The organism is Gilliamella sp. LMG 34361 (assembly GCF_984569075.1).
Genome location: NZ_OZ474903.1, coordinates 2,934,099 through 2,959,976 on the forward strand (window position 1 = coordinate 2,934,099; position 25,878 = coordinate 2,959,976).

The 25,878-nt window shown below is 34.2% G+C and carries 20 protein-coding genes; 12 read left to right on the plus strand and 8 right to left on the minus strand.

All coding sequences use genetic code 11. The features are described 5' to 3' along the window. Positions 1–32: 32 nt before the first annotated feature. The 3 genes from AC5LXI_RS13670 (at position 33) to AC5LXI_RS13680 (ending at position 1,314) form a co-directional block, all read left to right on the plus strand. The gene (locus AC5LXI_RS13670) at positions 33–362 is read left to right on the plus strand and encodes a hypothetical protein (RefSeq protein WP_493442832.1); all 330 of its coding nucleotides are present in this window, start codon (positions 33–35) and stop codon (positions 360–362) included. 123 nt (positions 363–485) lie between these two features. Then, the gene (locus AC5LXI_RS13675) at positions 486–941 is read left to right on the plus strand and encodes a hypothetical protein (protein ID WP_493442833.1); all 456 of its coding nucleotides are present in this window, start codon (positions 486–488) and stop codon (positions 939–941) included. A gap of 7 nt (positions 942–948) precedes the next feature. Then, a complete protein-coding gene (locus tag AC5LXI_RS13680; protein ID WP_493442834.1) occupies positions 949–1,314 on the plus strand; it encodes an HK97 gp10 family phage protein in 366 nt (121 codons plus the stop codon). A 959-nt stretch (positions 1,315–2,273) separates the two neighbouring features. Here the strand turns inward: AC5LXI_RS13680 and AC5LXI_RS13685 are convergent. Beyond that, entirely contained in the window at positions 2,274–3,194 is a 921-nt protein-coding gene (locus AC5LXI_RS13685) for a hypothetical protein (protein WP_493442835.1), read from the minus strand. Positions 3,195–3,342: 148 nt separating this feature from the next. Between AC5LXI_RS13685 and AC5LXI_RS13690 the strand changes: the two genes are divergently transcribed. The 3 genes from AC5LXI_RS13690 (at position 3,343) to AC5LXI_RS13700 (ending at position 4,892) form a co-directional block, all read left to right on the plus strand. Beyond that, the gene (locus AC5LXI_RS13690; RefSeq protein WP_493442836.1) at positions 3,343–3,798 is read left to right on the plus strand and encodes a hypothetical protein; all 456 of its coding nucleotides are present in this window, start codon (positions 3,343–3,345) and stop codon (positions 3,796–3,798) included. Positions 3,799–3,890: 92 nt separating this feature from the next. Continuing rightward, positions 3,891–4,169: an HK97 gp10 family phage protein gene (locus AC5LXI_RS13695; protein ID WP_493442837.1), complete on the plus strand. Its 279-nt coding sequence runs from the start codon at positions 3,891–3,893 to the stop codon at positions 4,167–4,169. Between the two features lie 204 nt (positions 4,170–4,373). Beyond that, complete coding sequence (locus tag AC5LXI_RS13700; RefSeq protein WP_493442838.1) at positions 4,374–4,892, plus strand: hypothetical protein; 519 nt, start codon at positions 4,374–4,376, stop codon at positions 4,890–4,892. A 215-nt stretch (positions 4,893–5,107) separates the two neighbouring features. Here the strand turns inward: AC5LXI_RS13700 and AC5LXI_RS13705 are convergent, their stop codons facing one another. Next, positions 5,108–5,539, minus strand: coding sequence for a MerR family transcriptional regulator (locus tag AC5LXI_RS13705; protein ID WP_493442839.1), 432 nt, complete (start codon positions 5,537–5,539; stop codon positions 5,108–5,110). A 133-nt stretch (positions 5,540–5,672) separates the two neighbouring features. Here AC5LXI_RS13705 and lepA point away from each other — a divergent pair, with 133 nt between their 5' ends. Next, positions 5,673–7,469, plus strand: coding sequence for a translation elongation factor 4 (lepA, locus tag AC5LXI_RS13710; protein ID WP_493442840.1), 1,797 nt, complete (start codon positions 5,673–5,675; stop codon positions 7,467–7,469). A 102-nt stretch (positions 7,470–7,571) separates the two neighbouring features. Here the strand turns inward: lepA and mukB are convergent, their stop codons facing one another. The 3 genes from mukB to mukF are packed head-to-tail and all read right to left on the minus strand — an operon-like array spanning position 7,572 to position 14,087. After that, positions 7,572–11,990 (minus strand): chromosome partition protein MukB, encoded by a 4,419-nt coding sequence (gene mukB, locus AC5LXI_RS13715; RefSeq protein WP_493444315.1) that lies wholly within the window; start codon positions 11,988–11,990, stop codon positions 7,572–7,574. A gap of 2 nt (positions 11,991–11,992) precedes the next feature. After that, positions 11,993–12,721 carry a chromosome partition protein MukE gene (mukE, locus tag AC5LXI_RS13720; protein ID WP_493444316.1) on the minus strand — a complete coding sequence of 243 codons (729 nt, stop codon included), beginning with the start codon at positions 12,719–12,721 and terminating at the stop codon, positions 11,993–11,995. Positions 12,722–12,764: 43 nt separating this feature from the next. After that, the gene (mukF, locus tag AC5LXI_RS13725) at positions 12,765–14,087 is read right to left on the minus strand and encodes a chromosome partition protein MukF (protein WP_493442841.1); all 1,323 of its coding nucleotides are present in this window, start codon (positions 14,085–14,087) and stop codon (positions 12,765–12,767) included. Between the two features lie 298 nt (positions 14,088–14,385). Here mukF and AC5LXI_RS13730 point away from each other — a divergent pair, with 298 nt between their 5' ends. Next, positions 14,386–15,111 (plus strand): DUF4198 domain-containing protein, encoded by a 726-nt coding sequence (locus AC5LXI_RS13730; protein ID WP_493442842.1) that lies wholly within the window; start codon positions 14,386–14,388, stop codon positions 15,109–15,111. Positions 15,112–15,165: 54 nt separating this feature from the next. On the opposite strand, the gene uriT is transcribed toward AC5LXI_RS13730, so the two are convergent. Continuing rightward, a complete protein-coding gene (gene uriT / locus AC5LXI_RS13735; RefSeq protein WP_493442843.1) occupies positions 15,166–16,554 on the minus strand; it encodes a uridine transporter UriT in 1,389 nt (462 codons plus the stop codon). A gap of 571 nt (positions 16,555–17,125) precedes the next feature. On the opposite strand from uriT, the gene pntA reads away from it, so the two are divergent. Further along, complete coding sequence (gene pntA, locus AC5LXI_RS13740; protein ID WP_493442844.1) at positions 17,126–18,658, plus strand: Re/Si-specific NAD(P)(+) transhydrogenase subunit alpha; 1,533 nt, start codon at positions 17,126–17,128, stop codon at positions 18,656–18,658. A 15-nt stretch (positions 18,659–18,673) separates the two neighbouring features. Then, positions 18,674–20,062: a Re/Si-specific NAD(P)(+) transhydrogenase subunit beta gene (gene pntB / locus AC5LXI_RS13745; RefSeq protein WP_493442845.1), complete on the plus strand. Its 1,389-nt coding sequence runs from the start codon at positions 18,674–18,676 to the stop codon at positions 20,060–20,062. 107 nt (positions 20,063–20,169) lie between these two features. Here the strand turns inward: pntB and fabR are convergent, their stop codons facing one another. Together fabR and oxyR are read right to left on the minus strand one after the other, a co-directional pair. Next, on the minus strand, positions 20,170–20,814 hold the full coding sequence (fabR, locus tag AC5LXI_RS13750) for an HTH-type transcriptional repressor FabR (RefSeq protein WP_493442846.1): 645 nt from the start codon (positions 20,812–20,814) through the stop codon (positions 20,170–20,172). 32 nt (positions 20,815–20,846) lie between these two features. Then, positions 20,847–21,770 carry a DNA-binding transcriptional regulator OxyR gene (oxyR, locus tag AC5LXI_RS13755; RefSeq protein ID WP_493442847.1) on the minus strand — a complete coding sequence of 308 codons (924 nt, stop codon included), beginning with the start codon at positions 21,768–21,770 and terminating at the stop codon, positions 20,847–20,849. A 343-nt stretch (positions 21,771–22,113) separates the two neighbouring features. On the opposite strand from oxyR, the gene pcnB reads away from it, so the two are divergent. Both pcnB and lptD read left to right on the plus strand, forming a co-directional pair. Then, complete coding sequence (gene pcnB, locus AC5LXI_RS13760) at positions 22,114–23,415, plus strand: polynucleotide adenylyltransferase PcnB (protein ID WP_493442848.1); 1,302 nt, start codon at positions 22,114–22,116, stop codon at positions 23,413–23,415. Between the two features lie 73 nt (positions 23,416–23,488). Continuing rightward, positions 23,489–25,870 carry an LPS assembly protein LptD gene (gene lptD, locus AC5LXI_RS13765; RefSeq protein WP_493442849.1) on the plus strand — a complete coding sequence of 794 codons (2,382 nt, stop codon included), beginning with the start codon at positions 23,489–23,491 and terminating at the stop codon, positions 25,868–25,870. Positions 25,871–25,878: the final 8 nt, after the last annotated feature.

Sequence of the window (25,878 nt, forward strand, 5' to 3'; positions counted from 1 at the left end):
TTTATTAAATTAATTTAATAGGGATGTATGAAATGAAAAAGATAATTTATGTTGGTTTGATTGGGTTGTTTTTGACTGGTTGTGGTAAAAAAACCTGTCCGGATGTAGTAGATGCTTTGAATCAAGGTCAATATGTAGTCAAATCAAGATTAAAATCACCTTCTACCGCAAATTTTCCATATCCATCAGAGAGAGATTTAATTGAAGTCGGTGAACTGGAAGGAGTGTGTCATTATTATATTGGTGGAGACGTTGATGCTCAAAATAGCTTTGGTGGGATTGTTAGAAATCGTTATTCAATGAACCTTAAATACAATATATCTACAGAAAGATGGTCTTACGAAAATTTAGAAATAAAATAAAATTAAGATTATTTATCTTATAGCATCGCTAGAAAAAAACAACATTGCACAAACCGCCTTCTGGCGGTTTTTTATTGCTCCGAATCCTTAAATAACATACCATTATCTAAAAAAGGAGATGGTATGAAAAGAATTGCGTTGTTAGGTTTAGTTTGCTTTGCGTTGTCTGGTTGCGGTGATGATAAGGTGACAAAAGAGTATCTCATCGGCAAATGGGAGTGTAAACTAGAACAGTTTTCAGCCAAAAATGAGAATGGGAAACTTTCAGATTATGCAAAAGAAGGTGAGGTTTCTTTTGTAGAGGAATATAAATTAGAAGAAGGTAAACTATACTCTAAAAAAGATAATACTAAAGATTGGGTAGACATAGATATAATTAATAGATATACGGGTAAAACTGATGTTATAGATGAAGATGAATTTGGTTCATTAAAAGTTACAACTTTAATGACTAAAAAAACTGATAATCAATTCGTTGTTAAAGAAGAATTTTTTGTAATGAGAAAGAATACTGATAGCAAAAAAGAATATGTAGATATCAAAACAAATTCAGAAGGTTTATGCACAAGAATAAAATAAGGTCGATATGGGAATAAAAATAACCGGCATTGATAGATGCATAAAGAGCTTTGATAAAACTATAAACAGAACAAAAGACAATGCAGTTAGAGCAATGCACGCTTCAATGATTGTAGGAGCTACACAAGCGGCAATCTACACGCCCATAGACACATCAACATTAATTAACTCACAGTATCGAGAGGTAATTATTAACGGTACCCGTATCACTGGTAGAGTTGGCTACACTGCAAATTACGCGGCTTATGTCGCAGACCCATCTATAAAAATGAAATTTAAGCGCCCTAGTGCTAAAAAAGATTTTCTAAATGAGGGCTTCAAAGATGTGGAAGCTGAAATACTAGATATCTTTAAACGTGAATTATTCCGCTAAAGTTATAATCAATATATTAACCGCCAACTAGGCGGTTTTTTTTGTTTTTATGTATAGTAAAAATGTAGAGTTATGCAGGGTTAAAATGTAGACCATACATGGCACAAACCCTTATAGAATAAGGCTTACAAGAAATGATGTATAGTATGCACAGTTTTTTATAAAATTTTATTTTAATGGGGGGGTTAATTTCTTTAACACTCAAATTTGGGTACCGCCTCTTTAGACAGATTTTTACATCCGCGAAAAATCAACTTTAAATCAAAAATAAGTGAGTACTAAAAATACCCAATTTTAGGGGGCACTTTTTATTTTGGGACTATGTTTGGGACTACTTCTTCAATAAAGAAAAAATAAAAACCTTTCTCAAAAAGGCTTTAATAAGATTCTTTCAAGTCCCGCCCACTCATTAAGCATCAGTAAGATGCATTTATCTGCCAAAAATTTTTGGAATGTCTAAACGAGGACTAATATTTCACTTTGACGATGTCATCTCTAAAAAAGAATGAGACTTAGACTTGGTTAGCAAAATAGAGCTAGAGACACCCTCAATTGTGAGATTGCTATTAAATTAGTTCGCTAACCCTAATGATGATAAAGAACACTTACACAAACAGCAAAAATCAGAAGACGCAACAACGATTAAAGGAGAATCTGGCCATTTAGTGGATTTCTGTAGCTATTTTGACGTGTTAGACAGTCCTAATAGTATGTTAATAGGAAATATTGGAATTATGCAATTTAATCCCAAAATTACAAGCAATACGTTTACTTATGAATGAGAGGAGTTTTGCGAAGCTTTTATAGAAAGAAGCAATTTCCTCTACCCTAAAACTAAAAAACTAAAAGTTTGCACAAGAATAAAATAATCATCTATCGACTATAAAATCAGTTTAAACCCTCTCATAAGTTTTTTTAATTGATAATTAATCAAGATGAATTAAAAGTTCTTTATCTTGCTATTCATGGCTTAATCCAAATAATTTATATATGCTAAGCACGATTTTATTTGCGTTTTCAAACATACTATAGTCAGTAAGATTTCCTTGATTGAATATATTTGTTAATTCTAAAAAGCATTTACCAAGCTCTTTTAAAAGTAATCCTAATTTTGTGTTTTCTAGTAAATCCGAAAGTGATGAAGGATATAATTCGGGGGATATTTCAAGTGTGTTAATAAAACCAAAAGCGCGACCATATGAATCAGCAATTGATTTAATTCTTAGAGCTACATTTAAATACATGTCATTTAGCGATAAACTATCATTTTTATATTCTTCTATAAAAGATTCAATTTCTTCTGGATATTCTATTAATGCTGTCTCAAGACTATATAAATCTATTTTGATAAATTCGGGAGTTGCTGTTTTAGCAGACATACAGTTTGCAAGAAAATTTTGCCAAGATCTTATTGAAGTTAAAAATATAGCATCATTATGTTCATCATCTAATTTTCCAGCATCGAATTTAAATTCATTTTTTTGATGTATATCAATTAACTCATTATGCATCATATGTATAATACCACTTATATTATCAAATGATATTGAGTTGTCTTTTTCAAATAGGTTATAGAAAAAAGCTATACTTAAAACTAAAGTAAATTCAGAATATAATCCTTTGCTATCAAATTTTGGTTGCAACTGAGATATTGCTATCACATGTTCATTATTATATGACTCATCATGACCGTACTCCTTAGAAATATCTTCTAGAGCTGTTTCAAAATCATAAGCTATTAATACTTTCTTGAGTTTTGAAATATTCAAATTATATTCTTTTTCTAAGTCCTTTATGATAGTCAAGGTAAAATTACCTATCAGGTTCGCGGTATTTTCATCGTCAAAACCTTGTAAAGATATAACTAAATCGTTTTCCATAATTTCATCCATTTTATAATATAATTTATTATTGTAACTTGAATTAGATTTTCATTGCTATAGCTAAAATTTTACACAAACCGCCTAGTGAGTTTTTTTATTGCCCAAATCTCTTAAATAACATACCATTAGCCAAAAAAGAAATGATATGAAAAAGATTTTATTATTAAGCTTGGCCTGTTTCGCATTATTTGGTTGTGGTGATAATAAGGTGACAAAAGAGTACCTTGTGGGTAAGTGGAACTGCGTCTATAAAGAATATGGAAGTAAATATGATTCTAAGCTTAAAAGATATATTGATTATTTTGAAACTGATAGCAAACAAGTAATTCAATCATATGAAATTGTTAATGGAATTTTATTATTAAAAAATGAGAATAACAAAGCTATAGAATTTGATTTGGATTTACTTTATAACAATTTAAATATGGAAACTATAACTAACATGTGTGGTAAATGGAGTTATAATCAAAATTTATCAAAAAATACAAGCAATAAGTTTACTTATGAATGGGAGGAATTTTGCGAAGCCTATATAAAGAGAGGCGATTTGCCCCCCTACCCTAAAACTAAAAGAGTAGAAGTTTGCACAAGAATAAAATAAGGTTGATATAGGAATAAAAGTAAAAGGCATTGATAGATGTATAAAGAGCTTTCATAAAACTATAAAAAGTAAAAAATAATGTAGTTAGAACAATGCACGCGTCAATAATTGTAGGAGCTACACAAGCGGCAATCTACACTCATATAGACACATCAACATTAATTAACTCACAAAATCAAGATGTAATTATTACAGGTACTCGTATCACTGGTAGGGTTGGCTACACTGCGAATTACGCGGCTTATGTCGCAGACCCATCTATAAAAATGAAATTTAAGCGCCCTACTGCTAAAAAAGATTTTCTAAATGAGGGTTTTAAAGATGTGGAAGCTGAAATATTAGATATCTTCAAACGTGAATTATTCCGTTAAAGTTATAATCAATATATTAACCGCCTTAATTAAGAAAAAAAGAAAGCTTTTTCAAAAAGGTTTTAGTAAGTCATTTTCAAGTCCTACCCAGCACTAATTCAATAAACAGTAACATTATTTTGAATCCGGTAAATCACATTAAAATCAACAAACACACGACTTAAAGTCTATTTTGTTATTTATTAAGCATCAGTAAGATACATTTTGAAACGTTACGCCTACAATATTAGTAATACCGAACAACAGAAAATCATGACCCCACCTTTCTGGATTGATATGAGTAAATTGTTTGAATTATATGTCTATAAAAAACTGAGGAATATATTTACATCAAAGGAAGTAAAATATCACTATAAAGCAAAATATCAGGAATTAGATTTTATCTTAAAATTTACCAACCAAGCAGATTTCAAATTTGTAATTGATACTAAATATAAACCTAAATACCACAATCAATCAGTAATTATTGATGACATTAGACAAATAAGTGGTTATGCAAGAATTGAAAAAGTCTATAAAGAATTAAAAGTAACAGATTATCGACAAAATATCGATTGTTTAATTATATATTCTCATCAGAAGAGCGATGAAGATTTTACGATTAACCACTTTATTTTAGATGATCAAAATGAAATACCTAAGTCTAATATACAAAAACTAAAAAAAGAATCAGGCTATGTTAATATCTACAAATTAGGGATTAAGCTTCCAGAGATACTTTAATAAGTGTTATTTCCAAATTTTTCACAACTTTTAGCAGTTAATCATCTAATTAATTTTAGATGACAATTATTTTGATTTATTGTTTTTGTAAAAATAATTGAGAAGTCTATACCATCTCATGGATTATTTAATTGTCAGTAAACGAGTATAAGATGAGCTAGAATTGGGAAAGATGTAAAAACCCCATTCCTCAACTTTTTGTTAATTAAAACTGCTTACTGTTTTTTTAGTTGATGGGCTGTTTTATAATATTGTTTCTTAAACTGCAATAACGCTAATTGTTCGTTCAATAGCGTAATAGTATCCATTAACGTCTTTTCTTGTTGATTGATGATAGCTAAACGTTCGTCTAACGTTTCGTCACCTTGTAAGCATAGCTTAACATAGTGTTGTACATCTTTGATTGACATATTGGCATTACGCAAACATTCAATCAATTTTGCCCATTGTAAATCTGCATCAGAAAATAGTCGTTTTTCATTTTGATCGCGTTGTAAAAATGGAAATAGATTAAGTGAGTCATAATACCTAAGCGTGTGGGCTGACAAGCCTAATAGTTTTGCTGCTTTAGTCACCGAGTATTTAGGTGTTTGGTTTAATTCACCATTTTGTGCAATTGATGCAATACAATCATTTATATTTACCATATTTATACCCATGTTTTCATAAAAATCAATTAAATAGATTAGCAAGTATGATAATTTGGCCAAACTTGACTTAGAGTTACTCTAACCATTATAGTTCACGCCAACATTTAAGAAAAGTATGGGAGAAATTAACATGAACCCAAATAATATAAGAAATTTTTGTATTATTGCCCATATCGATCACGGTAAATCAACACTGGCAGATAGATTAATTGAGATGACCAATACTGTCTCTGAACGTGATATGAAAGAGCAATTATTAGATAACATGGATCTTGAAAGAGAACGTGGAATTACTATTAAGTTGCAAACTGTACGTATGTATTATAAAGCATCTGATGGTATTGAATATGAATTAAACCTAATTGATACCCCAGGTCATACTGATTTTAATTATGAAGTTTCACGCAGTTTAGCTGCTTGTGAAGGAGCTTTGTTGCTAGTTGATGCAACCCAAGGCGTACAAGCACAAACAATCGCTAATTTAAAACTGGCTCAAGAGCAGAATTTAACTATTATTCCAGTTATCAATAAAGTCGATATGCCGAATGCGGATGTTGACAGCGTGATTAAAGAAATCGAAGAGTTAGATGGCATAAACTTAGATAAAGTTATTTTAGCTTCAGCTAAAACCGGCGTAGGAGTTGATAATATTTTAGAATCGATCGTTGAAAACATTCCTGCGCCAGAAGGTAATAAAGATAAGCCACTGCAAGCGTTAATCTTTGATTCTCATTATGATGTGTATCGCGGTGTAGTGCTACACGTACGCGTTTTTAATGGTGCCATTCATACCGGAATGAAAATTAAAATGCTCAAAAGTGATATTGAGTTCGAAGCATTACAAACGGGCATATTTTTACCAGCAATGAAAACTGTTGATGTACTTGATGCAGGTGAAGTTGGATATATTTCGACTAATATAAAAATCGTCGCAAATGTCAAAGTCGGTGATACCCTAATTGATCCTAATCACCCAAATACCGAAGCAGTACCCGGATATAAAGAAGTTAAACCAATGGTCTATGCTGGGTTGTTTCCTATAAAAAATGAAGACCAAGAAAAATTGAAAGATGCGGTGGAAAAATTATCGCTTAATGATTCGGCTTTCATTTATAAACAAGAAAATTCCATGGCATTAGGGGCTGGTTTTAGGTGTGGTTTTCTCGGTATTTTACATATGGAAATTATTCAAGAAAGGCTTGAACGAGAATATGGTATCGAAATTCTCTCTACCTTTCCGAGTGTTGAGTATCGGGTAACGTTAAAAAATGGTGAGATGCTTAGCGTTAATAATCCTATGTTACTGCCAAGTTTTGAAAAGATTGCCTACATTGAAGAGCCTTTTATTGATGCTGCCATTATCATTCCAATGGAAAATATTGGTGAAATAATGGAACTTTGTCAGGAAAAACGGGGCATTTATGTGGATATGGTTTATCTGAATAATAAAATGGCTGAGTTAACCTTTAAATTGCCTATTTCGGAAATTGCCTACAACTTTTATGATTCTCTCAAATCCATTACCCATGGTTATGCATCAATAGATTATCGTGATCGAAGCTATATTGTCTCTGATTTGGTAAAAATGGATATCTGGTTGAATGATGAGATTGTCGATGCGTTTTCTTTTATTTTGCCACGCGATAAAAGCTTTGAACGAGGCAAGCAAATTGTGCAGAAGATGAAACATGTCATTCCACGCAAACTCTACCCAATGCCTGTGCAATCGGTAGTTGAGAATAAAGTTATTGCACGCGAAGATATTCCACCATTACGTAAAAGTGTCACCGGTCGTGGCTATTCAGGCTCTGCATCGAAAAAGAAAAAGATAGCTAAAAATATTAAGGAAAATAAAATTAGACAACGTAAATTTGGTGGTGTTGATATTCCTCAAGAGGCTTTTCATGCTGTGTTGGATATTCATTAATGATGTATGCTAATTGAGGTTTACCATTGCTTACATAATTAATCAACTTAGATAACAATTTCGCCGGCAATTGCCGGCAAAACTGTTTTTAGTCAGTAATAACTAAGCAAAGCCTTTCAATCCAACAACATGTACGTGTTCTTGGTTGTTGATCACTTTACGCACTAATTTATAGGTGGTACCTTTTTCCGGACTGATATTTTCTGGAGCAGCGATAATAAGTTGCATTTCTAATCGTTCACAAAGCTCAAAGAGCGTTGCAATCGATTTAGCATCCAGACGTGCCGCTTCATCTAAGAATAATAAGCGACATGGTGAAATATCCTTATTTCGCAGACGTTTAGACTCTTCTTCCCAACTTTGAATAACCATTAATAAAATGGACATCCCCGTACCAATCGCTTCACCGGTTGATAATGCACCACTTTCAGCGCGTAACCAACCATCAGCGCCACGATTAACTTCCACATCCATCTCTAAATAGTTTCGATAATCTAGCAACTCTTCACCAATATTTTGTGCAGTTCGTTGCCCCATATCAATATGTGGATTCAAACGTTGATAAAGTTTCGCTAACGCTTCTGAGAAGGTAATACGATTATTACTAAATAGATCCTGATGTTCATTTTGATCATCAGCTAATGCAGCTAATAATGAAGAGTGTGCCTCACGAATACTAACATTCAAACGAACACCATTAACCTGACCAAATGCCACTGCTTGCAATCCTTGATTAAGCATATGTATACGGTTTTGTTCACGTTGTATAGTTTTACGAATAATATTAGCCACACTTTTTGAACTAATAGCCAATTGCTGTTCTCGTGAAGTAAGTTCTTCAGTTAAGCGTGACAACTCAATTTCCATTTGTTCAATGGCTTCAATCGGATCATCCGTTTTGACGATATCTTGGCGAATTCGTTCACGTAGATGTTTATAAACTGCAATATAAAACTGGATTTTACGTTCTGGTCGTTTCGGATCTTCGGATAATCTTAATACATCACGTAAGTGTTCATTATCATTTACCGCTAAACGCAATGAACCAAGTGCTTTATCCGACATAGAACGTAGTTCATCAGCGCTGAGATAAGCCCATTCTCGTCGATGTAATCGTCGTTCTACACTGTTTTCTTTAACGAGTCGTAACACTAAACACCAACCAGCTTTTGCTTCAACAACTTGTTCACGTAACTGTTTATAATCACGCAGTGTTTGTGTTAAGCGTTTTTGCATTTGCGTCATTTCGCTTTCGCACATAATTAGTTGTTTTTCAAGCGACGTACATTGTTGGCGATTAGTATTAAGTTTATGATGAGTTTCATCTCGGCGAATACGCGCACGCTCTTCAGTCACAGCATCGGCTTTAACACCAATTTGTTCAACCTCTTTATGCAGCTCATTAAGCATATCGCGTTTAGTTTCAAATGCACTTTTAAGCGACGCAAAAGTTTGGTTATATTGATTATATTTATCTTGGTACTGCTGCATCTGACTACGTGCCTCGCTGCGTTGTGCTTCAACCACTTCGAGTCGAGAACGTAGTTTTTCATTTAGATCGCTATTTTCATTTAGCATGCCAGCCGAATCTTCATAACTAAAATGCGCGCGGCGTTGCATAACTTCGGTTAAGGCGAAAACTTGTTGACGAATAGTTTGCTGCTGAACTTTTACAATGTTATATTGCTCACGTAGTGACTCATTTTGCTCTGGATCACTTTGCAGTACAGCAATAATCGGCTCTAATTCTGAAACAGTATGTCGATGACGGCTAACATATTGTGCAGCTTCTTGCGCTTCAGCTACCTGTTCACGTAAATCATCAACCCGATCAGCTAAGTCATCATCGGCTAATAAATGCATCTGAGCAACCAATCGATTGACCGTAGTTAACTGTTCTTTACAATTTGCCACTTGTTGTTGATTTTGTTTATCAATGCTCTCTTGCGACAATAATTGCCGTTCGATTTCATTGCGTCTTGTTGCCAGTTTTTGCGCTTCGGCTTCGGGATCAATATCAAACGCTACTGATAGGTATTCGCCAATAAACTGTCCAACATTTTGCTCAATACGTTGCAACTTTTGCAGATCAAATGAAATTGTTGCATATAGTTCATGTAGTTCATCACGTTCAGCTGATAATTTTTCCAGATGAATTTCACGAGCAGCTCGTCCAAATAACGGCACTTTTGGGAAAGTAGAGAAGCGCCATTGGCGATCGCCGGTTTTAACCAGAACAGATTTATCCATCTCTTCACAATCAAATACACTATCATCAAATGATGATGGATCACCTTCAATAAAATAGATATCTTCCGGATAATCTTCTTCGCTATTGGTAAGACTTTCAAGTTGTACTTTAACTAATGATAAATCTGGTACCACAATGGCTTGTCTCGATGGACCATACAATGCGGAAAAGTAAGGTGCATCATCAATGGTTACATCTTCATAAATTTCAGAAAGTAATACACCATTGAATCGTTCAGCTAAAGCGGATAAACGACCATCATCAACCCCACTAGGTTGATTAAGTTGCTCTATTTGTGTATCAAGTTGATTGCGTTTGAAATTAATTTGATCACGCTGAGTAACAAGCGTGCGCTCCCGTTCAAGTAATTGCTGCATATGCTGAGTAACAGATTGACTATTAGTAAAAGTTTGTTCTGTCTGTTCTTGCAATGCTATAAGAGCATCTTGAGCTTTTAACCATAATGGTGCTTTTTGACGGTAGTCACTGATTTTAGCTTGTATTTGTTCAAGTTCTTGTCTAAATTCAATCCGTTTTTCACTTGATTCGTTAGCAAGTTCAGCGTTTTGATCCAACTGAACTTCAAGTTCCTGTTTAAATTCATCAAGTTCATCATAATTGAGTTGGCGACCAAAGCGCTTACAGAATTGAGTTAGTAATGATTCAGCCTCTTTTTGTTCAAAAAAACGTTGTTCCAATTCATCTAATTGTAGTTGTAAATGTTCTGCTTGTTCAGCTTGGTAACATTGTGAAGGCCATTGCTTTAGGGCTTCTTTAGCCGCATTCCACGCATCACTTCGCTTTACGTCGCCAACCAATTTAACGACGAGTTGGTAGGCTCTATCAAATTGATTTATTGCGGCATCAGAAACACTGAGTCTTTGTTCCAATTCTAATAATTGTTCAGTAACTTCTTTTTGTCTTTCTTCAAAAACTTCATAGTGATTTTCAACATTACTTATACCTAATTTAGGTAATTGGCATAATTGTTGGGCATTTTTTAATGCTTGGATAGCTTGTTGATATTGGATTGCTCGAGTCTGCTGTACATCTAGAGCTTGTTGATAATCAGCTAATTGTGTTTTTATTTCATCAACTTCTTGCTCAGTATGCTCGGCCTGATCACGGTAAGTTTGATACTGTTCATTGGCTTCAAGTACAACTTCATTTTGCTCTTCAAGTTTTATATTTAGGTCATCTAAATCAGATTGATAACGATCAATTTTTTCTTGTTGACGTAAAGCTGTTTGCGCTAGATTAAGGTGATCATTCGCCGCTTGGAGATCAGTCTCTAGATCGCTTTGTGCATCTTGATATTCTTTAAGCTCTTTGGCCATTTCAACTTGGCGATACTGATTACTGATAAGCAGATCTTGAGTTTTAAACATATCTCGACGTAGTCCTAAAACCGATTCGATATGAACTCTACGTTCATTAGCATGACGCATATAATCAGCAGCGACATAATTTGTCGATTCAGTAATAAGGTGTTTGAATAAATCACGATCTGATTGTGTAACACGGATGGCTTCGAGTGTCATTCGATTTTCACGGAGTGCGGCTTCCATATCTTGGAATGCTTTTCTAACACCACTATTTTCTGGTAATAAATAATCACGTAGTGAACGAGTAATAGCACTTGAAATCCCACCATAAAGTGAAGCTTCAATTAAACGATAATATTTACTGCGATCGGATGAAGAGCGTAATCGTTTAGGTAATACACCAAAATCAAACATGACTGAATGATAATCAGTAATAGAGTTAAATTGTTTAAAGATAACCCCTTCCATTGATTCAATCTTATCTTTTAACTCCGGTAAAGATAAAATTCGGGCTTGCTTGTCATTTAAGCGCTCTGTTACTAATTCTGTTGGATTAATATTGACAGATAAACCTTGTATTAAGAAAGGCTTAATATCAACTTTTTTATCTCGCCCAGCAACTTGCTGTAAACGTACCCCGCAAATAATCCGTTGATTACGGGAATTAATCACATCTAGCATTGAGTAACACACACCTGGTTTTAACTTACCATGTAATCCTTTATCTCGTGAACCCGATGTCGCTCCCGCTTCGGTGGTGTTTCTAAAATGCAATAAGGTTAAATCTGGAATTAATGCCGTGACAAATGCTGCCATAGTGGTTGATTTACCCGCACCATTACCCCCAGAAAGCGTAGTAACAAGTTGATCAAGCTCAAACGTTCGAGCAAAAAAACCGTTCCAGTTAATTAAGGTTAATGAGTGAAATTTGCCGTGTCCCATCATCATTATTCAATCTCCTCATTAACATTTTCATCTTCTTCATTATTATCATCATCTAATATAAGGGATGATTCAATTTTAATTGCTTCACCATCACGAATCAGGCGTAATTGCGCCTCTTGTGCATCATCACTACTACGCACATCAGCACCAAATCGGAATATAGATTCATTAATTCGAAAACGGCTACTGTCATTACCAACAATAAAAAAGATCATGCCTAATCGACGTAGCCGATTTAATGCGGTTTTTACTTTATCAAATAATTTTTGACGATCTAAGTCCGAACCAGTAGAACGTTGATTGATTAGTTTCAACAATTTACTTTCATCCGCTAATGAAACAAGCTCATCAAAGAGTTCTTGTAAAGTAAAAATGCCTTCATGGGCTAATCGCTCAGGGCTTAAATAAAGATAACAAAGCACTTTACCCACTAACATGTCAAGTTCAGATAATACTGAGCGAGGAATCAATGTGGTTGAACGAGGACGAAGATAGAAAAATCCTTCAGGTGCTCGAATAAGTTCAACATTATAACGTTGATAAAATTGTTCAAGCTCAAGTTGAAAATCCATTAAAAACGCATGATTATCAAGTTCATCAATGCCGATATGACGTCCTGCTCTTAGTTGACTATCAAGTTCTGGAAAAATCGGATTGGCGATCGCTTGAGCCAATTTCACTGGCATATATTTATCTAACGACGCTTGAGAGCTTGCTGCAATACGCCCCATGATCTCATCAAGTTGATGAGCTGTTTGTTCTGTTTCTAAACCATTAATATCTGTTGATGACATGTGCTTGTACCTTAGCTCCATAATCGTTAATAGGTTTCCATTCGGCAGGGATACCTAATAAATCATTTTCGGCAACACCTAATCGAATAGCCTGATCAATAAACAATCTTGCAATATCAAAATGTTGTTCTCGTGGGAACTGTGCTAAATAACTGTAAATTGCGTTACTCATATCAAGTGGTTTATTCTCTTGCTTAAAGATCAATAAATTTTGTTCAATATGCGAAATAATGTGCTCTTGAATTTCCTCAATCATTTCAAATTCAAGCTCTGATGGTAACTCACCCGTCACTTCCGCTTCATGTAATGCTAATTCTTCATCTCGCATGTCAAGTAAACGTTCAGCATTAGCGAAAGTGAGTGACCATGGTAAATCAAAATAGCTTTGGATCGATTTACGCAATCGTTGAGAAAAAACTCGATTCTTATCTAAATCAATTGCAGTACGAATGAATTTATGAACGTGTCTATCATAACCAATCCATAGGTCTATTGCTTTTTGTCCCCAACTGATAATTCGGTCCAGTTTACTTTGCAGATCCATCACGACATTATTAATTTTATTAAGATGTTGGTTATCTAATGTTGCATCTTGTATCAAAAGTAAACTAGCTTGTAACTTATCACCAGCGGCTGCTAAAGTATCTTGCAACTCACGCAATGTTTGTGATGTTTCGGTAAGTAAGCCTTCGCAACTACTAATGGCTGCTTGCCAATCTTGGCTTAATAACGCTGAGATATTTTGTTTCACTTCAGCTTGTTGTTCATCCATTACTCGTTGCGTAATATCAATGCTATCAAAAATTTCTGCGACTGAATATTTTAGTGGTGCAAAGACATTACGATGCCAATGCAAATCATCACCACCTTCAAGCGCAGCATCTGCCGCACGTTTTAACTCTTGAGCAACAATGGAAAGTTGGATAGATAAACGTAAAGTTGAGAATTCTCGTTGACGAATATAGTAATCAGTAATACCAATGCCTAGAGGTGTCAGTCGATAAATAGAATAACCATCCGTCATTTCACTAGCAAAACGTGTTATTAAACGCTGACGAACGAGATCATTAATGGCATTGTTAGCACGAACAGTAATAGTATCTTCGCTTTGCTCAAAAATTTGTGAAACATGTCTAAATCCATCAATTAGTTCAGATTCAGTCATTTCACCATCAAAGCGTTCACTGTTTAATACAGCAATCGCTAATAAAAAAGCTAATCGCTCAACAGGTAGAGCAATCGAAAAATCATTCTTTTTTGCCCAAGAAACCAGTTCTGGCACTGATTGGGAAAAATCGGTCATAGTGATTCCTTAATTAAAGATACTCAGGATAGATACATCTCAAAATAATATTAGAAACACAATATATTGTGTTATGGACAGAATTTTATCGATTATATAACAAATTGTAGTAGTTAAAAATAGCTAAGTTTAGGATTTATTATTAGAAGTAATAATCAATAATTAATTTTTTTAAATACGCTAATTGCCATCACAAAAAACGCAAATTTATTATCTAATTAACATTAGATTTGAATTGACTTATGTAAATATAAAAATGATAATGATTATCGTTTTCACTTAAAATGTAGAGGTATTTATGCGAAAAGTATTATTATCAATTTTATTGGGGACTTTTATTGGTTTGGTTTCACAATCCGTAATTGCTCATGGTATATGGATTACTAATCGAGTCGATCAAAAACAAATTGTTTTAGGTGAAGGACCTTTAGACAATGGTTATAAGACTGAAAGCGTGAAAGATGTTAAAGCTTATAATAGTAATTGGTCACTGCTACCGATATCTAAAAAGTCACATGTTAATTTTGTGACTATTGAACCGTCAGATCAAACAGCGGTAGTAACGGTTGATTTTGATTATGGCTATTGGACCAAAAATTCACAAGGTAAGTATGTTAATTTACCCATGAATAAAGTTAAAGGAGCCAGTAATGGCACTCACGCCATAAAATATAGCGTTAATTATTTATCATCCGTTAATAACCCTAAAATGGTTGAAGATATTCCTTTACAAATCGTTCCTTCTGTTGATCCGACAAAATTAAAACGTGGTGATAGTTTACCAATTACTGTGTATAAAGATGGAAAACCACTAGCTAACACAGCAGTTATTGTTGATGTGGTGAATAACTTAGATAAAACAGTGAAAACAGATGATAAAGGTCAAGCTACTATTATTGTGCCAAACCAAGGTTTAAACGTTATTGGCGTTGAAATTGGTTTTCCGCTTAAAGATAACCAATTAGCGACACAAGATAAATTTTTTACCACTCTAGTTTTTACACTAATTCCTGAAGAAGATTAATTTACATATAAAAACGGGATAATATTAATATTCCCGTTTTTATTAATTCGGTTATTAAACTTCAGCATTGATCGGGCGAGGTATTAGAAAGCTACTCAGTAAAGCTAATACGGTAATCACTAATCCCAACAACATACCATTAAAGTAACCTGCAATTGAGTTTCCATTCATCATTTGAATTGCTGGCAATAGTGCGAAACTTAACCCAGCGCCCAAATTAAATGCACCGGCATTCATACCGGGTAAAAATCCTGGATTTTCTGTAGGTGACAAAACAACCCCTAGTCCATTTAGAATAATATTGGCCATTCCCGCATAAAAAATGCCTAGCACAATAACGCTTACCGATAATATTGGTAAAGAGTGAAGTCCATAAAACATAATAGCCAAAATACTAATAATACAACCTACTAAACCTAATTTAAGTACTTGGTTATAACCCATTGTTGGTGCCAATCTACCTGAAAATGGTCCTACAACCCAACCAATTAAAGCATAAGGTGTTAGAAAAATGAGTGAAGCCCAATCGGCTTCTAATCCAAAGCCTATCTCATGATTTTGAGCAATTGACATAACTAAACCATTAACAATTGCGAAAATACCTGTCATAGTTAATGTTGTTGTTAATAACAAAGCCCATGTAGCACGTTTTTTTAAATGTTCAGTTGTAACTAGCGGTTGTTTATTGGTTTTCTCAACATACCAAAATAGAATAAAACATAAGATAGCAAACAGTGTTAATCCGACCACAATCAACCAATTTGCATTACTTAGTTTACCCGCTTCGTTAAGAGCAAGTAAAAGTGCAGCTATGGTCAGAACAATTAGCAAAACACCTAACCAATCCATTTTAGCGCCTTCAGATGGCTTGGATTCTGAGGCAAAGCGATAAACAAAGAAAGTAGAAATTGCCGCAACGACAGCAATAACCCAAAATACAGAACGGAAACCGAAATGAGTAGCAATTACACCACCCGCTATCGCATCCACCCCGGCAATACCACCATTTACTGCTGTTATTATTCCCATTAACATACCATACTGTTTAACATCTTTTACTTCAAAATTTAACATTAACAAGCACAGTGGCACAACTGGTCCTGAGACACCTTGGATAATCCGCGCGGCGTATAATACTTCAATATTTGGCGCAACCGCAGCTAAAACTGAGCCTAATGTCAATATAAGCAACATTGCCATTAAAACTTTTTTGCGTCCGTTTATATCGCTCAATCGAGGTAAAAATAGTGAAAATAGCGCGGCCGCTGTAAAAAAAGCGGTTTGCGATAATCCCACAGCCGCATCATTAGTTCCTAATTCATTAGCTATAGTAACTAACACCGGGCTTAACATACTGGCATTAAGTTGGAAAGCAACACATGCTGCAAGTAAAGCGACCATTAAAGCCAAGATTTTATTTTTTTTCTGGCTTAAATCTGCCATATTTTTACCTCATTAAATATTTTTATTGATCAATATTTGAATTCTAGTAATAACAACTTTCAAATAAGATGATTTGCTGTTTATATCCAATTGATCTATTTAAAGCATCAATACTTTCATTATATTAGCTATATCTCATTGATGTAGTTAATGTTTTTTACTAGATTAGTGATATTGTGTTTTTTAATCATGACTATGCAGTATTAATTAAAACTAAAGTTAAGATTGTTAACATATTGGCTAACAAACAAAAATTTAGTTCAATAAATTACACGCCGGTTGATTTGGTTCAAATCTAATCAATGTTTAGATATAAATAGAAGAAAACCCATTTTTGGCAAACAGATGAGTTCTTAATGATTATTAAGACAGTTAACTTTTAACACAAACTATTCATACTGATTACAAAAGAAATATTCTAATTTCAATTATAAGATTTGAAATCCACTTATTATTAAATTTAATATTAAGATTTCGATAATAAAAAATAAATTACCTACTCGCACTGACGCTAATTTGTGCTAAAATCAGAAAACATGAATTATCTTTCTTAACATAAGGATGTAACGCAATGCATATCGGTATACCAAAAGAACGGTTAGCCAATGAAGCTAGAGTTGCAGCAACGCCTCAAACCGTTGGACAACTGTTAAAACTAGGATTTACAGTTTCAGTAGAACAAGGTGCTGGACATGCTGCTCATTTCGAAGACCAAGCTTTTATTGATGCTGGAGCCACTATTCAAAGTACAAAGGATATTTGGCAAAATGATCTTATTTTAAAATTTCATGCGCCAACTGATGAAGAAATCGCTCTAATGAAAGAGGGATTAACACTTATCAGCTATATCTATCCTGCTCAGCATAAAGATCTTTTAGAAAAACTTGCCACTAAAAATATTACTGTAATGGCAATGGATTGTGTACCTCGTATTTCACGGGCTCAATCTCTTGATGCATTAAGTTCAATGTCTAATATTGCCGGTTACCGCTCAGTTATTGAAGCTGCAAACCAGTTCGGCCGTTTCTTTACAGGGCAAGTTACTGCTGCAGGTAAAGTACCACCAGCAAAAGTATTGGTAATTGGTGCTGGCGTTGCTGGCCTTGCCGCTATTGGTGCCGCAGTTAGCTTAGGTGCGATTGTTCGTGCTTTTGATACCCGACCAGAAGTTGCAGAACAGATTAATAGTATGGGCGCTGACTTCTTAGAGTTAGATTTTGAAGAAGAAGCGGGTTCTGGTGATGGCTACGCTAAACAAATGTCTGCTGCCTTTATTGAGGCTGAAATGGCATTGTTTGCAGAGCAAGCGAAAGATGTTGATATCATTATCACTACCGCACTAATTCCAGGTAAACCAGCACCAAAACTTATCTCTAAAGATATGGTTGAATCAATGAAACCAGGTAGTGTTATTGTTGATTTAGCCGCCTTAACAGGTGGTAACTGCGAATTAACTAAACCTGGTGAAGTATTCGAAACAGATAATAATGTTAAAATTGTTGGTTACACAGATTTAGCCAACCGTATGCCTGCACAAGCATCGCAATTATACGGAACTAACATTGTTAACTTATTAAAACTATTGGCCAAAGAAAAAGATGGAAACATCGACATCAATTTTGAAGATGTCGTGATTCGTGGTGTAACTGTAGTTAAAGATAAAGAAATAACATGGCCTGCGCCACCAATTCAAGTTTCTGCACAACCTCAGAAAAAAGCAGCTGAGCCTATTGCTAAACCTGAACCTAAGCCAATGCAACCAGCCAAAAAATATGGCATTTTAGCTTTATTGATTATTGCTTACTTCTGGCTAGCAAATTCAGTACCTGAAAGCTTCTTAGGACACTTCACTGTATTTGCATTATCTTGTGTAGTTGGTTATTACGTAGTATGGAATGTTACCCATTCTTTACATACACCACTAATGTCAGTTACCAATGCGATATCTGGTATTATATTAGTTGGTGCAATACTACAAGTTGGTGATGATAATGGCTTAACTACGGCAATTGCCTTTGTTGCTATTTTAATTGCTAGTATCAATATTTTTGGTGGATTCTTTGTTACTCAAAGAATGCTAAAAATGTTCCAACGTGGCAAGTAAAGGAGATTATTGATAATGCTTAGTCAAGGAATCATTCAAGCAGCTTACGTAATTGCTGCACTTCTTTTTATCTTTAGTTTGCGAGGACTATCAAATCAAGAATCAGCCAAATCTGGGAACATTTATGGCATGATTGGTATGGCAATAGCTCTTATCGCAGCAATTGCCAGCATAAATGGTGGCTTACACTGGATCATTATTGCAATGATTATCGGTGCTGCTATTGGTTTGTATCTAGCAAAAAATGTTGAAATGACACAAATGCCGGAATTGGTTGCTTTATTACATAGCTTTGTAGGTATGGCAGCCGTTCTTGTTGGAATAAACAGCTTTTTAGATCCACACGGGGTTCCACCGAGTGAAGTAACAATTCATTTAGTTGAAATTTTTGTAGGTGTATTTATCGGTGCAGTTACTTTCTCAGGATCAATTGTAGCCTTTGGAAAGTTAAATGGTAAAATTAGCTCAAAACCATTATCTCTCCCAAATAAACACTATTTAAATCTAGCGGCAATAGTTGTATCAGTTATCTTGATGTTTACATTTATCAAGGTAGAAACTGGTACTGGTGCCCTAGTTTGTTTACTTATCATGACAATTATTGCACTAGTGTTTGGTTTCCACCTTGTAGCATCAATTGGTGGTGCAGATATGCCTGTTGTTATCTCAATGCTTAATTCCTATTCTGGTTGGGCGGCAGCAGCGGCAGGCTTTATGTTACAAAATGATCTTCTAATTGTAACTGGTGCGTTAGTGGGTTCTTCTGGTGCAATTCTTTCTTACATTATGTGTAAAGCAATGAATCGTTCATTTATCAGCGTAATTGCTGGTGGTTTTGGTAGCGACGGTAGTTCATCAAGCTCTTCAGAAGAAGAACAAGGTGAATACCGAGAAATGCAGCCAGCGGAAGTTGCCCAAACTTTAAAAGAAGCCCGCTCTGTGATTATTGTACCTGGTTATGGTATGGCGGTTGCTCAAGCTCAAGGTGCTGTAAGTAACATTACAGAAAAACTCCGTGGTATGGGTATAGAAGTTCGCTTTGGTATTCACCCAGTCGCAGGACGTTTACCTGGCCATATGAACGTATTATTAGCTGAAGCTAAAGTCCCTTATGATATTGTATTAGAAATGGATGAAATCAATGATGACTTCCCGGATACCGATGTTGTTTGGGTAATTGGTGCTAACGATACTGTCAACCCAGCAGCAGAAGAAGATCCAAATAGCCCTATCGCAGGTATGCCTGTTTTAGAAGTATGGAAAGCCAAAACAGTCATTATTTCTAAACGTTCAATGAATACCGGCTATGCTGGCGTGCAAAACCCACTATTCTTTAAAGAAAATAGCTATATGTTATTTGGCGATGCCAAAGATAGTGTTGAAAAAGTGTTACAAAATTTATAATGATTCAACGATTATAAAATACAAAAAACTGCGACTTTTGTCGCAGTTTTTATTTCTTTTATTAAAAGATAGTTTTTAATCAATATCGAAAATCATTGCTAAATGAATCAACTTTTTTCATTTTTTATTTGTTCTTTATGATAAAGATAATAAGCCCCTCGAGAAACCATTCTAAGTTGAAAAATAAGATCTTCAATTAATTTTTGCCGTTGAATTATATCAAAATCAATAGCTTCTGCCCCAGCATTAAAAGCTATAGTGACCATGGCTTCTGCTTGCGCTTCATTATAATGATGTGGCATTTGATTAGCATTATCTAAATAATCAACCAATTCCACAATAAAGTGCTGAATTTCTCGTGCAATAGCCGATCGAAATGCTGAAGATGTTCCTGCTTTTTCTCTAAGCAATAACAAAAACACTTTAGGATTTTTATCAATAAATTCAATGAATGTCGTTACAGATGTTCGAAGCACACTCCCACCTTTTTCAATACGCTTTCTGGCTTGGCGTAGTAATTGACGGAGTGTTAAACCACTTTCATCAACCATTGCCAAACCTAACTCATCCATATCACGAAAATGTCGATAAAATGAAGTGGCTGCTATTCCTGCTTCACGAGAAACTTCGCGCAGACTTAAACTTGCAAAACCTTGTTCCGCATTAAGTTGATTAAACGCAGCGTCGATTAAACTTCGGCGAGTTCTCTCTTTTTGCTGCGCTCTAACACCACAGGTTTTAACATTTTTCATTTTTTTTAATTTAGTACTATAAAAAATATAAATTACTTCGAACCTAATAATTGCTCTTTTTCAGCAAATACTTTTGGCATATGATCGCGTATAGTTTTAGCAATAGTTTCATAACGTGAACGCAAAGGCGAACCAGGTCGATAGATTAAAGCGATACTTCGTGTAGGAACAGGGTCTGTGCACGGAATATAGCAAATATTATCTCGAGTACGTTCATTTGGAGCGGCTAATTCTGGAAATAAGGTAATTCCTCGCCCTGCTGATATCATGCTACGCAATGTCTCTAAACTTGTTGCTTTAAATTGTTTATCTTCATCAATTCCTACTTGGAAACAATACCCCATCGCATGTTCACGTAAACAATGACCATCTTCTAACATTAAAAATTTTTGACCTTTCAAGCTAGAAAGTTTAACTGTTTGTTTACTTGCTAATTCATCATTTGCTGGAACAGCTAAAAACATGGGTTCATTAAATAGTGGAAGTTCGATGAATTGCGCTGTTTCTTTTACCTGAGCGATAATGGCACAATCTAATTTACCACTTTCAAGTTGAGCAACAATATTAGCAGTTTGAGCTTCATGCAGATAAAGTTCTAATTGAGGAAAAGATTCATGTAATACGGTAATGACATGTGGTAATAAATATGGGGCGATAGTTGGAATTAATCCAATATGCATAGGGCCTGACATATCTTCGCCTTGACGACTAGCCATCTCTTTTAAAATCTGAATATTACGTAAAATTTCTTTGGCTTGTTCAACAAGCATCATACCTGTTTGAGTAAATAACACTTTTCGACTAGTTCGTTCAAGTAACATGACACCTAGTTCGTCTTCAAGTTTTCTGATTTGACCACTTAATGTTGGTTGACTAACATTACAAGCATCAGCTGCTTTACGAAAGTGCCGAAATTCAGCTAATGATACAAAATATTCCAAATCTCGAATATTCATAGAGTCCCCAATAAGTTATCAGTTAATATTTTTATACTCAAAATTATACATGAGTATAAGTTCAATCAAATCAATTAGTCATTAATAACAAAAATAAAAATATGCTTTGATAAAATTTTACTAAGTTAAAAAAGTCTAACTAATTGTACTATATAAGTTGTTATTGTTGATAATTATGTTCGAAAAATCAAATAGAATATTTAATTAATGTAAGATATAACCATTTCAAGAAAAATGGAAAGTTAAATTTAATTGCGATATAATCGCGCGCTATATTTCTGTATAGACCATTATTAATTCGAGGTGCGCTATTTTTAAACAAGTTTCTCGCTTTTATCGTAAAATGTTTCATCAATCAGAGCGACAAGAGTCGCATTATGTTTCTATCTCACGAAATGAACATAATATTTCTCGGAAGAATATAAGCGAAAATGCGTTAAAAGTACTTTATCGATTGAATAAACATGGATATGAAGCCTATCTCGTAGGTGGTTGTATTCGCGATCTTTTATTAGGTAAAAAACCTAAGGATTTCGATATTGCTACAAATGCCACACCAGAACAAATTCAAAAGGTTTTCCGAAATTGTCGTTTGATAGGCAAACGCTTTCGCTTAGCACATATTATGTTTGGTAAAGAGATTATAGAAGTTGCTACTTTCCGTGGTGATCATGATGATAAAAGCCAACAGAAAAATATCTCAAAACGTTCACAATCGGGGATGTTATTACGTGACAATGTATATGGTACGATAGAGCAAGATGCCGTTCGTCGCGACTTTACAATGAATGCGCTTTATTATAACGTTAAAGATTATACAATTCGTGATTATTGTGGTGGATTAAATGATTTAAAAAATGGCATTATTCGATTAATTGGTGATCCACAAACGAGGTATCGAGAAGATCCTGTTAGAATGTTAAGAACTATTCGTTTTGCGGCAAAACTTAACATGAAGATTGATTCAGCTACTGCAGAACCAATAAAAAGACTGGCTTCACTGTTAAATAATATTCCTTCAGCACGTCTTTTTGATGAATCATTGAAATTATTCCAATCAGGGTATGGTTACGATACTTATATTTTATTAAAACAGTATCACTTATTTGAGCAATTGTTTCCTGTGGTTGAACGTTTATTTATACAAAATCATAATGGAAATATGGAAAAGATGATCGCTCAAGTATTAAAAAACACTGATTATCGAATAGCAAATGAGCAACGTATCAATCCCGCTTTTTTATATGCAGCATTTTTTTGGTATCCAATTATGGAACAAACACAACTAAACTGCATTGAAAGTGGTTTGCAATATCATGATTCTTTTTCAATGGCAATTAGTGATGTGCTAAGTGAGCAATGCCGTATTATCGCTATACCAAGACGTTTGACAGCGATAATGAGTGATATGTGGCGATTACAATTAAGAATGAAAAAACGTGAAGGAAAACGTGCATTTGTAATTTTAGAACACCAAAAATTTCGAGCTGCCTATGATTTATTAGAGATGCGAGCTTCTATCGAAAAAGGCGAACTTTTAGATTTGGCTAAATGGTGGGATGAATTTCAACATGTATCGACAGAAAAGAAAATAGCTATGATAAGACAACTTGGTAAAACCAATAAACGACGAACTAAACGTTAATTTTCATTCGCACTTTTGTAAATAACCGCTATAATGTTCAACTAAAATAATCATAATTACATTCTAATCATTGATGAAAAAATTATCGCTCTCTCTTATTGCTATAGCTGTTACATTTTCTTTGTATAATTATAATAACCCTAGCTACGCTATAGGTTTACCAAAAAATGACACTAGCAATCCAACATGTTTTGTTGATGTACCAAAATTTGAGCGGCCTCTTGTTAATGGTGATATAAATACATTACCAGTTAATACCGATGCAGATGAGTTTGAAGGACTCTATCCTAACTTAGCTACTTACAAAGGCAATGTTTATGTAGAGCAAGGCAATCGTTCAGCCAAAGCAAATAAAGTGACGATTGATACAAATGATGAAAATAATCGAATGGTTACACTAGATGGAGATATTACTTATCAAGATAATTTGATACAGATAAAAGGTGACCATGCATTAATGAATCTGAATAACAATGATGCCAATATGTATCCAAGTGAATATCATCTAGTTGGTAGACTTGGACGAGGTAAAGCCGACGAGATGAAGCTTGAAAAGAATCGTTATGTAATTCTTAAAAATGGTAGCTTTACTTCTTGTCCTGTAGATGATAGTACTTGGAATATTAAAGGTACTACTGTAATTCATGATAACGAAGAACAATTACTTGAAGTTTGGAATGCAATATTTAGCATTGGTAAAATACCAGTTCTATATACTCCCTATTTACAATTACCAACAGGCGACAAAAGACGTTCAGGCTTATTAATGCCTATTTTTGGTTATGACAGTGTAGACGGTTTTGATTTCGCCTTACCTATTTATTGGAATATCGCACCAAATTATGATGCAACGTTAACTCCACGAGTATTACAACATCGTGGCGTCCAATTGCAAACTGAATTTCGCTATTTAAATCAACTAGGTTTAGGAACCATCGCTTTTGACTGGCTTCAACATGATAATAAATACCTCGAAGACAGAAAAACATTATCAAATGGCAATAATTACGATGATAATCGTAATCGATGGTTGTTTCATTGGAAAAATGATGAATTGATAAACTATAATTGGCGATTATTTACAGATGTCACTCGAGTTAGCGATAATCAATATCTAACAGATCTCAACTCTAAATATGCTTCTCAAACAGCAGGATATTTAACCCAGTTTTATAAATTAGCATATAATAATGAAAATTGGGATATTGCTTTAGGCTATAAACACTTTCAACCATTTCACTACGATATCCTTTACCAGACTCAACCTCAATTAGATATTAACTACTATAATTACGAACTGGGACCATTAAAATTTAAGACATTTTCTCAATTTTCTCATTTTATTAATTCAACAGATAATGAACCTGAAGCTTGGCGAGCTCATATAGAACCAACCATTAATTATACAGCTACAAATTCTTGGGCAAATTTATCTGCAGAAACTGGTTTTATGGCAACACATTACAACCAGAAAAACATATTTAAATATAATGTTGAACACGAAAAAAAAGGGATAAAATTAGATCGTAATGTAAATCGTTTTATACCTAAATTTAATATTGATGGTAAAGTTATTTTTGAAAGGGATGTCGACTTAATTGATGGTTATAGCCAAACACTTGAACCTAGAGTGAAATATACTTACATTCCATATCGAAATCAATCAAATATTAGAAGCTACGATTCAACACTCTTACAAGCTGATTATATTGGTTTATTCAGGGATCAAGCATATAGTGGTTTAGACCGTATTTCATCAACTAATAAACTTGCCACTGGTGTAACTACGCGTTTTTATAATAGTAATAAAATTGAAAAATTTAATATATCCTTAGGACAAATTACCTATTTCACAAAATCTAGAACGGGTAATCACAGTAATGAATTAGATAAAAAATCTGATACTGGTAGTGTCACTTGGGCTACTGATAATTTCTGGCGAATTAGCGACGATGTTATTTTCCGAAGTGGCATTCAATACGATACACGTATTGATACTATTTCATTAGCAAATACAATATTTGAATATCGACTATCGAGTGACAAATTAATACAATTATCTTATCGTTATGCAAACCGCAATTATATTGATACTGTAGATGATAGATATAAGTTTTCAGCATATAAAGGCTATAAACAAGATCTCTCTCAAGCAGGAATTATGGTTAGTTGGCCACTATCTGAAAAAGTTAGTGCCGTAGGATCTTATTATTATGATATTAAACAAAAACAGATTTCAGATAGTTTTATTGGCTTAAACTATACTGACTGTTGTTGGGGCGTAACCGTTCAATATGGACGAAAATTGACTGATTGGGATAACACAGAACATATTAGTAAATATAAAAACAAACTTTCAATTAACTTTGAACTTAAAGGATTAGGAAGTAGTCGTGACACAAAAGCCAGAATGTTAAACTTTGGTAAATTACCTTATACAACAACATTTGAATAAACATACTA

Bases quoted from the DNA above. Each gene is read 5' to 3' on its own strand.
- AC5LXI_RS13680 (WP_493442834.1), top strand. From the start codon at position 949: ATGGGAATAAAAATAACCGGCATTGATAGATGCATAAAGAGCTTTGAT.
- lepA (WP_493442840.1), top strand. From the start codon at position 5,673: ATGAACCCAAATAATATAAGAAATTTTTGTATTATTGCCCATATCGAT.
- AC5LXI_RS13675 (WP_493442833.1), top strand. From the start codon at position 486: ATGAAAAGAATTGCGTTGTTAGGTTTAGTTTGCTTTGCGTTGTCTGGT.
- fabR (WP_493442846.1), bottom strand. From the start codon at position 20,814: ATGAAAAATGTTAAAACCTGTGGTGTTAGAGCGCAGCAAAAAGAGAGA.
- pntB (WP_493442845.1), top strand. From the start codon at position 18,674: ATGCTTAGTCAAGGAATCATTCAAGCAGCTTACGTAATTGCTGCACTT.
- oxyR (WP_493442847.1), bottom strand. From the start codon at position 21,770: ATGAATATTCGAGATTTGGAATATTTTGTATCATTAGCTGAATTTCGG.
- AC5LXI_RS13730 (WP_493442842.1), top strand. From the start codon at position 14,386: ATGCGAAAAGTATTATTATCAATTTTATTGGGGACTTTTATTGGTTTG.
- mukF (WP_493442841.1), bottom strand. From the start codon at position 14,087: ATGACCGATTTTTCCCAATCAGTGCCAGAACTGGTTTCTTGGGCAAAA.
- AC5LXI_RS13685 (WP_493442835.1), bottom strand. From the start codon at position 3,194: ATGGAAAACGATTTAGTTATATCTTTACAAGGTTTTGACGATGAAAAT.
- pntA (WP_493442844.1), top strand. From the start codon at position 17,126: ATGCATATCGGTATACCAAAAGAACGGTTAGCCAATGAAGCTAGAGTT.
- mukB (WP_493444315.1), bottom strand. From the start codon at position 11,990: ATGATGGGACACGGCAAATTTCACTCATTAACCTTAATTAACTGGAAC.
- AC5LXI_RS13690 (WP_493442836.1), top strand. From the start codon at position 3,343: ATGAAAAAGATTTTATTATTAAGCTTGGCCTGTTTCGCATTATTTGGT.
- lptD (WP_493442849.1), top strand. From the start codon at position 23,489: ATGAAAAAATTATCGCTCTCTCTTATTGCTATAGCTGTTACATTTTCT.
- pcnB (WP_493442848.1), top strand. From the start codon at position 22,114: ATGTTTCATCAATCAGAGCGACAAGAGTCGCATTATGTTTCTATCTCA.
- mukE (WP_493444316.1), bottom strand. From the start codon at position 12,721: ATGGGGCGTATTGCAGCAAGCTCTCAAGCGTCGTTAGATAAATATATG.
- uriT (WP_493442843.1), bottom strand. From the start codon at position 16,554: ATGGCAGATTTAAGCCAGAAAAAAAATAAAATCTTGGCTTTAATGGTC.
- AC5LXI_RS13670 (WP_493442832.1), top strand. From the start codon at position 33: ATGAAAAAGATAATTTATGTTGGTTTGATTGGGTTGTTTTTGACTGGT.
- AC5LXI_RS13705 (WP_493442839.1), bottom strand. From the start codon at position 5,539: ATGGTAAATATAAATGATTGTATTGCATCAATTGCACAAAATGGTGAA.
- AC5LXI_RS13695 (WP_493442837.1), top strand. From the start codon at position 3,891: ATGCACGCGTCAATAATTGTAGGAGCTACACAAGCGGCAATCTACACT.